Raw genomic sequence first — 1,467 nt, forward strand, 5'->3', positions numbered from 1 at the left:
GGGGGTGTCAGATGGTTTGTGTAGGAGTTCCGGTCCCTGGTTGATTGGAGAAAACTGTGACCATGACTGGTTCTAGTGAAGAGCTCAGCGCGGAGCTTGCCGCGAAGGTCGCTGCTGCCGGGGGGATGGAGCAGCTGCGCGAGTCCGGTGCGTTTGATGAGCTAATGGAACAAATCGATTCGGCTGAACTGCAGATTGATGGCAAGAACGGTTTCCTGAACCAGATGATCAAGGCCGTTCTGGAGCGTGGACTGAAGTCCGAACTTTCCGGTCATCTCGGCTATGAAAAGGGAGATCCCGCGGCACGTTTGCTGCCCAACTCACGCAATGGGTTCTACCCGAAAACGCTGGCCAGTCAGGCCGGCGATGTTGACTTGGCCATCCCGCGGGACCGGAATGGTTCGTTCGTTCCGCGGCTCGTGCCCAAGGGTGCCCGACGCACGGGTGGCTTGGACGAAATGATTATCAGTCTTTATGCCGGTGGCATGACGGTCAGAGACATCCAGCATCATCTGGAATCAACGATTGGAACCGAGCTTTCGCACGAAACGATCTCCAAGATCACCGATGACGTTCTGGATGAGGTGATGATCTGGCAACGCCGGCCGCTGGATCCGATGTACCCGATTCTCTATTTGGATGCGATCGTGGTCAAAGTCCGCGACGGGGCGCAAGTACGGAACAAAGCTGCGCACATTGCCGTGGGCGTCGATATGGACGGCATCAAGCACGTACTGGGTATCTGGGTCGAGGCCACCGAAGGGGCCAAGTTCTGGGCCGGGGTCTGCGCGGAACTTGCCAACCGAGGAGTCCGGGACGTACTCATTGTCTGCTGTGACGGCTTGACGGGCTTTCCCGAAGCCATCGCCGCGACGTGGCCCCTGGCCACGGTCCAGACCTGTGTAGTCCATCTGATCAGGGCGTCGATGCGGTTCATTGGCTACAACGACAGGAAACGGGTCGCAGCCGCACTCCGGCCGATCTACACGGCCTCCTCAGCTGAAGCCGCGCAAACGGAACTGGAGGCGTTCGCGTCTTCCGAGCTGGGCAAAAAGTACCGTGCGACGGTCAATACCTGGCGCAACAGCTGGGAAAAGTTCGTTCCCTTCCTCGCTTTCGCGCCGCCGCTGCGCCGGGTGATCTACACCACCAACGCCATTGAATCGCTGAACTACCAGCTCCGGAAAATCATCAAAAACCGCGGCCATTTCCCGAACGACACCGCCGCGGTCAAACTGCTCTGGCTGGCCATCTGCAACATCGAAGACAAACGAGCCAGCGAACGCGCGAAGATCCACGGACAAGCCCGCGAGAACAAAAGCAAAACCGTCCACACACTCATCGAAGGTGCCCAAAGCCAAGGCTGGAACGAAGCACTAGGCATCCTCGCCATCACATACCCCGAACGCATCGAACCCTACTTGGGCTGAACCCAGACCCCTCATACACAAAAGTATTGACAAGCTC

At 58.1% G+C, this 1,467-nt stretch carries 1 protein-coding gene; it reads left to right on the forward strand.

Annotated features, from left to right (window positions below):
- The first annotated feature begins 125 nt into the window (after positions 1-125).
- Positions 126-1,430 (forward strand): IS256 family transposase, encoded by a 1,305-nt coding sequence (locus ACH488_RS21920; RefSeq protein ID WP_166186724.1) that lies wholly within the window; start codon positions 126-128, stop codon positions 1,428-1,430.
- The last annotated feature ends 37 nt before the right edge of the window (positions 1,431-1,467 follow it).

The sequence above is a fragment of the Paenarthrobacter sp. NPDC018779 genome (genome assembly GCF_044391085.1).
In the GTDB taxonomy this organism is placed as follows: domain Bacteria; phylum Actinomycetota; class Actinomycetes; order Actinomycetales; family Micrococcaceae; genus Arthrobacter.